This is a genomic window from Streptomyces sp. NPDC020362, assembly GCF_040642095.1.
Taxonomy (GTDB): Bacteria; Actinomycetota; Actinomycetes; order Streptomycetales; family Streptomycetaceae; genus Streptomyces.
The window spans coordinates 1-5609 of the sequence record NZ_JBFAET010000343.1; the positions used below are offsets into that span (position 1 = coordinate 1).

At 74.1% G+C, this 5609-nt stretch carries 4 protein-coding genes; 1 reads left to right on the forward strand and 3 read right to left on the reverse strand.

Annotated elements, in window-relative coordinates; translation table 11 throughout:
* Positions 1-154 precede the first annotated feature (154 nt).
* The gene (locus AB0H32_RS46450) at positions 155-1711 is read left to right on the forward strand and encodes an RICIN domain-containing protein (protein WP_361135214.1); all 1557 of its coding nucleotides are present in this window, start codon (positions 155-157) and stop codon (positions 1709-1711) included.
* A gap of 42 nt (positions 1712-1753) precedes the next feature.
* Here AB0H32_RS46450 and hutI read toward each other — a convergent pair whose 3' ends face one another.
* From hutI to AB0H32_RS46465, 3 genes are read right to left on the reverse strand one after another with little or no spacing between them, the layout of a single operon-like run.
* Positions 1754-2929 carry an imidazolonepropionase gene (hutI, locus tag AB0H32_RS46455; RefSeq protein WP_361135208.1) on the reverse strand — a complete coding sequence of 392 codons (1176 nt, stop codon included), beginning with the start codon at positions 2927-2929 and terminating at the stop codon, positions 1754-1756.
* A gap of 47 nt (positions 2930-2976) precedes the next feature.
* Positions 2977-4323 (reverse strand): formimidoylglutamate deiminase, encoded by a 1347-nt coding sequence (locus tag AB0H32_RS46460; protein WP_361135211.1) that lies wholly within the window; start codon positions 4321-4323, stop codon positions 2977-2979.
* Positions 4320-5549 carry an allantoate amidohydrolase gene (locus AB0H32_RS46465; RefSeq protein WP_361135217.1) on the reverse strand — a complete coding sequence of 410 codons (1230 nt, stop codon included), beginning with the start codon at positions 5547-5549 and terminating at the stop codon, positions 4320-4322. The genes AB0H32_RS46460 and AB0H32_RS46465 overlap by 4 nt, the downstream gene beginning before the upstream one ends.
* Positions 5550-5609 lie beyond the last annotated feature (60 nt).

A 5609-nucleotide genomic window follows, 5' to 3' on the forward strand; every position in this document is an offset into this window, starting at 1 on the left:
CCCGGCGACCACGCCGGGCCGCCTCGCCGTGTTCGAGCACCCGAACCGTTATGCGGTTACCCCGGGAAACCTCTTTCCCGAACCCCACCCCTCCACCACGATGGGCCCCCAAACCGGCTGGTACGCCGGAAACTACGGGGACGGAGGATGCGGGATGGCTCAGGGCGGCGACCACGCCGAGGTGGGCACGGAACACGCGGACGCGCCGGACGCGCGACTGACGGACCTGCTGCGCGCTTCCACCCCGACGGCCTTCCCGGCCCTCCAGGAGCTGCGCCGCCGGCACCAACCGGCGGTCCTCGCCTACGCCCGCCTGTGCGCCACGAGCGAGTCGGCAGCACGCCGGCTGGCCGCGGAGACCATCACCACGGCGGCCCGCGAGACGGCCCGCGGCCGGGAGCCGAGCGTCCCGCTGCGCCACCAGCTCCTGCTCCTGACCGTACGACTGGCGGCGGACTGGGCGACCGGCGAGCGCTCGGCCGGGGTGGACCCGGCCCTCCTGCTGGTGCTGAACTCCAGCGGCCTGCCCGACGGGCCGACGCCTCCCCTCCTCCCGGCGTTCCAGTCGCTCCCGTCCCGCACCCAGGGCCTGATCTGGTACGGCGTCCTCGAAGAGGAGCCCGTCGAGCGCATCGCCGCCTTCCTCGGCCTGAGCCGGGCGGACGTGGCCCACGGCATCTCGCCGGCCCTCAAGGCCCTGGCCCAGGCCTGCCTGAGGCACCGTCTGGCCGCCTCCGACGACCCACGCTGCGCCGACTTCCGCCGGCTGATCGAGGAGGCGGTCCGGCAGGACAGCCCTCGGCACAGCGCCGACCTGGACGCCCACATGGCGCACTGTCGGCACTGCACGGCCGCCGTCGAGGACCTGACCGCGCTGCGGGACACCCCGAGGCAGACCCTGGCGGAGGGCCTGCTGCCCTGGAGCGGCACCTCGTACACATGCCCCGAGGAACCGGCCGCCCCTGCGCCCAAACCACCCGTGGACCAGGGAGGTTGGCCGCCCCGGCGCCCCTATCTGCTGGCCGTGGCGGCCCTGGGCGTCGCCCTGACACCGCTGCTGGTGTTCCTCCTGTCCCCGGCAGACGGATCCGACCGGGAACCGGTGGCGGCAACGCCCCCGCCCCCACCGGTGACGGTGACGGCCACGGTCTCCGTGTCCCCGTCCCCGTCCCCCTCACCGACTCCGTCACGCACGAGCAAGTCCCCGTCCCCGACGAGGACTTCGCACCGTCCGACCCCGACCCCGACCCCGACCCCGTCCGCGCGCCCCAGCCGCACGCCGAGCCCGTCCCCCGCGTTCACTCCCCCGGGCACTGCCTACGCCGAGGTGGTGAACCTCGCGACGGGCCGCTGCCTCGACATCCGCGACGGCGACCTCTCGCAGGGCAACGACGTCGTCACGGCGCCCTGCGACTCCTCCCCCAGCCAGCGCTGGCGCGTCGACACCTACCTGGGCGTGCTCCGCTCGGCCGCCGACTCCGACTTCTGCCTCGACAGCCGCGGCGCGACCGACCGGGGCGTGGGCATCTGGACCTGCGACTCGGTCTACGGCTCCAACGGCCAGAACCTCCGCTTCACCATCGACCCCGACGGCACGATCCGCCCTGCGATCGCCATCGAGACCGCAGTGACACCGGAGGGCTGGTACGGGGTGGCGCTGGAGCCGCTGGACGGGGGGCCGGAACAGCGGTGGCGGGCCGGGGCCTCCTGAACTCGGCCCCTGCCCGCCCGGTCGCTGCCTGCCCCTGCCCGCTCAGACCACCCGTTCGCCCCGGCGCCAGACCCCGCTGACCAGCGGCACTCCCGGCCGGTAGGCCAGATGCACATGGCTCGGGGCGTCCAGGAGGGTCAGGTCGGCACGGGCGCCGGGGGCCAGACGGCCGATGTCGGTGCGGCGCAGGGCCGCTGCGCCGCCTGCCGTGGCCGACCAGACCGCCTCGTCGGGGGTCATGCGCATGTCGCGGACGGCGAGGGCGATGCAGAAGGGGACGGAGGAGGTGAACGACGAGCCGGGGTTGCAGTCCGTGGACAGGGCGACCGTCACGCCCGCGTCCAGCAGCCGGCGGGCGTCGGGCCACTCGGCCCGGGTGGAGAACTCGGCGCCGGGCAGGAGGGTGGCGACCGTGTTGCCGTTCGCGAGGGCGTCGACGTCCGCGTCCGTGAGGTGGGTGCAGTGGTCGGCGCTGGCCGCGTCCAGCTCGACGGCCAGCTGCACACCGGGGCCGTAGGAGAGCTGGTTGGCGTGGACGCGCGGGTGCAGGCCCTTCGCCTTGCCGGCGGTGAGGATCGCCCGGGCCTGGTCGCCGTCGAAGGCGCCCTTCTCGCAGAAGACGTCGACCCAGCGGGCGTGCGGCGCGCAGGCGTCCAGCATCTCGCCGGTGACCAGGGCGACATAGGCCGCCGGGTCGTCGGCGTAGTCGGGCGAGACGATGTGGGCGCCGAGGTAGGTGACCTCGTCGGTGTGGCGGGCCGCGATGCGCAGGGCGCGGGACTCGTCCTCGACCGTCAGGCCGTAGCCCGACTTCGTCTCGAAGGTGGTGGTGCCCTGGCGGAGCGCCTCGGCCAGGTAGTGGGTGAGGTTCGCCTCCAGGTCCGCGTCGGTCGCGGCGCGAGTGGCCGCGACCGTGGTGCGGATGCCGCCCGCGGTGTAGGAGCGGCCGGACATCCGGGCGTTGAACTCCTGCGTGCGGTCACCTGCGAAGACCAGGTGGGAGTGGGAGTCCACGAAGCCCGGCAGCACCGCCCGGCCGCCGGCGTCGACCCGGTTGTCAGTGGCGGGTGCTTTGCTGGATTCACCGGTCCACGCGATGCGGTCGCCGTCGATGACGACGGCCGCGTCCTGGACCAGACCGAGGGGGGATCCGTCACCGAGGGAGGGGTCGTTGGTGACCAGCGTGGCGATGTTGGTGATGACGGTGCTGCTGCTCATGGTGTCCTCAAAGGTGGCCGGGTGGGGTTCGGCGGGTTCGGCGGTGGTCAGCCGCGCAGGGCGTCGATCGCTTCCGCGAGTGCCGACGGCACATCGGGCACAAGCGCATGCACGCCGTCGCGTACGACGTGACGGCCGCCCACGACCGTGTGCCGTACGTCCGCCGCGCTCGCCGCGAATACGGCCGTCTCGGCGCCCAGCCTGGGCAGCGTCCCGGCCGTCCTGACCGAGTCGAGCGCGATCGTCGTCAGGTCGGCGAGGGCGCCGGCCTCGATGCTGCCGGCCTCCTGCCAGCCGAGAGCGGCGTGGCCGTCGGCGGTGGCGGCCCGCAGCAGTGCCGCGGCGGTCCAGTGGCCCCGGGTGCGGGTGCGCAGCCGCTCGTCCAGCTCCATCGCACGCGCCTCTTCGAGCAGGTCGATGACGGCGTGGCTGTCGGAGCCGAGGGAGAGGGGGGAGCCCGCCCGCTGGAGGGCGACGGCCGGGCCGATGCCGTCCGCCAGGTCGCGCTCGGTCGTCGGGCACATGCAGGTGCCGGTGCCCGAGTCGCCGAGCAGGGCGATGTCCTCGTCGGTGAGGTGGGTGTTGTGCACGCCGGTGGTGCGCGGCCCGAGGACGCCGTGGTCGGCGAGCAGCCGGGTGGGGGTACAGCCGTGGGCCGCCAGACAGGCGTCGTTCTCCGCGGTCTGTTCGGACAGGTGCACATGCAGCGGGGCCCGCCGCTCCTCGGCCCAGCGCGCCACGGTCGCCAACTGGTCGGCGGGCACGGCCCGTACGGAGTGGATCGCCGCCCCGATCCGCGCGTGATCCTGATCCTTGAGAACTGCACAGCGTTCGGCCCAGGCCTCGGCGGTGCCGTCGGAGAAGCGCAGCTGGTGCTCGTTGGGCTCCGCGCCGAATCCGGAGGAGAGGTAGGCGGTGTCCAGGAGGGTGATGCGGATACCGGCCTCGGCGGCGGCCGCGATCAGCGCCTCGCCCATCGCGTTGGGGTCGGCGTAGGGGGTGCCGCCCAGGGCGTGGTGCACGTAGTGGAACTCGCCGACGCAGGTGATGCCGGCCAGGGCCATCTCGGCGTACACGGCGCGGGCGAGGGCGTGGTACGTCTGAGGGGTCAGCCGGCCGGCGACGGAGTACATCACCTCGCGCCAGGTCCAGAAGGTGCCGGAGCCGACCTGGACCGTGCCCCGCAGCGCCCGGTGGAAGGCGTGCGAGTGGGCGTTGGCCAGGCCGGGCACGGTCAGCCCGCGCAGGATCTCGGCACCGGGCGGCGGGGTGGGTACGTCGGTGCGGACGGCGGCGATCCGGCCGTCCGCGACCTCGACCGCCACGCCCGGCTCGGTGTTCGTGCCGAGCCAGGCGTGCTCCAGCCAGTACGTCCGCGTCGTCTGCGTCGTCACGTGCAGGCCAGTCCTTCCAGTACGTCGGCGAGTGCGTGCACCCCGGCCACACAGTCGTCCTCCGGCGCGAACTCGGCCGGGGAGTGCGAGATGCCGGTGGGGTTGCGCACGAACAGCATGGCGGTCGGAATGTTCCCCGAGAGGATTCCGGCGTCGTGTCCCGCACCGGTTCCCAGGACGGGCACCGTCAGTCCGGTGTCCTTGCCCAGGATGCGGCCCAGCTCGTCGCGCAGCGCATGGTCGAACTCGACCACCGGGGTGAAGGACTCCCGGACGACGTCGAGGTCGATGCCGTGGGCGTCCGCGTACTCCCGGGCTGCCTTCTCGATGCCGCCGACGACCGTGTCCAGGGTCTCCTGGTCCGCGGCGCGGGAGTCGAGCCAGCCGCGCACCAGGGAGGGGATGGCGTTGACGCCGTTCGGCTCGACGGAGATCTTGCCGAAGGTGGCGACGGCACCGGCGAGTTCGGCCTCGCGCCGGGCGGCGAGCACGGTCTCGGCGTACGACAGCATCGGGTCGCGGCGGTCGACCAGGCGGGTGGTGCCCGCGTGGTTGGCCTCGCCGCGGAAGTCGAAGCGCCAGCGGCCGTGCGGCCAGATGGCACTGGCGATGCCCACCCGGTCGCCGGACAGGTCCAGCGCCCGGCCCTGCTCGACGTGCAGCTCGACGAAGGCGCCGATGCGGGAGAGCCGCTCCGGGTCGGCTCCGACGGCGTCGGGGTCGTACCCGGCGGCCTCCATGGCCTGCGGGAGGCTGATCCCCTCCCCGTCGGTGAGCCGGTGGGCCTGCTCGACGGTCAGCTGTCCGGAGGTGAGCCGGGAGCCGACACAGGCCAGCCCGAACCGGGCGCCCTCCTCGTCACCGAAGTTGACGATGGCCAGGGGCTTGGTGAACCGCGCTCCCCTCCCGCGCAGTTCGTCCAGAGCGGCGAAGGAGGAGACGACACCGAGAGGCCCGTCGAAGGCGCCGCCGTCCGGCACCGAGTCCAGGTGCGACCCGGTGACGACGGCGTCCCCGGCGGCCGGGTCCCCGAGCCAGGCCCACTGGTTCCCGTTCCGGTCGACCTCGTGGACGAGCCCGCGCGCCTCGGCCTGCTCCTTGAACCAGGCCCGGCACTCGGCATCGGCACCGGTCCAGGCGTAGCGGCGGTAGCCGCCGGAGGCGGGGGGGCGGGGGGGCGGCGGCCCCCCCCCCCCCCAACGGGGGGGGGGGACGCCGCGGGACACCCCCCCCACGCCCACCCCACCCCCCCCCCCCGCCGCCCCGGCCCCCCCAACGCTAAACAC

Coding starts and splice junctions, on each gene's coding strand:
- AB0H32_RS46450 (WP_361135214.1), top strand. CDS start 155: ATGGCTCAGGGCGGCGACCACGCCGAGGTGGGCACGGAACACGCGGAC.
- hutI (WP_361135208.1), bottom strand. CDS start 2,929: ATGAGCAGCAGCACCGTCATCACCAACATCGCCACGCTGGTCACCAAC.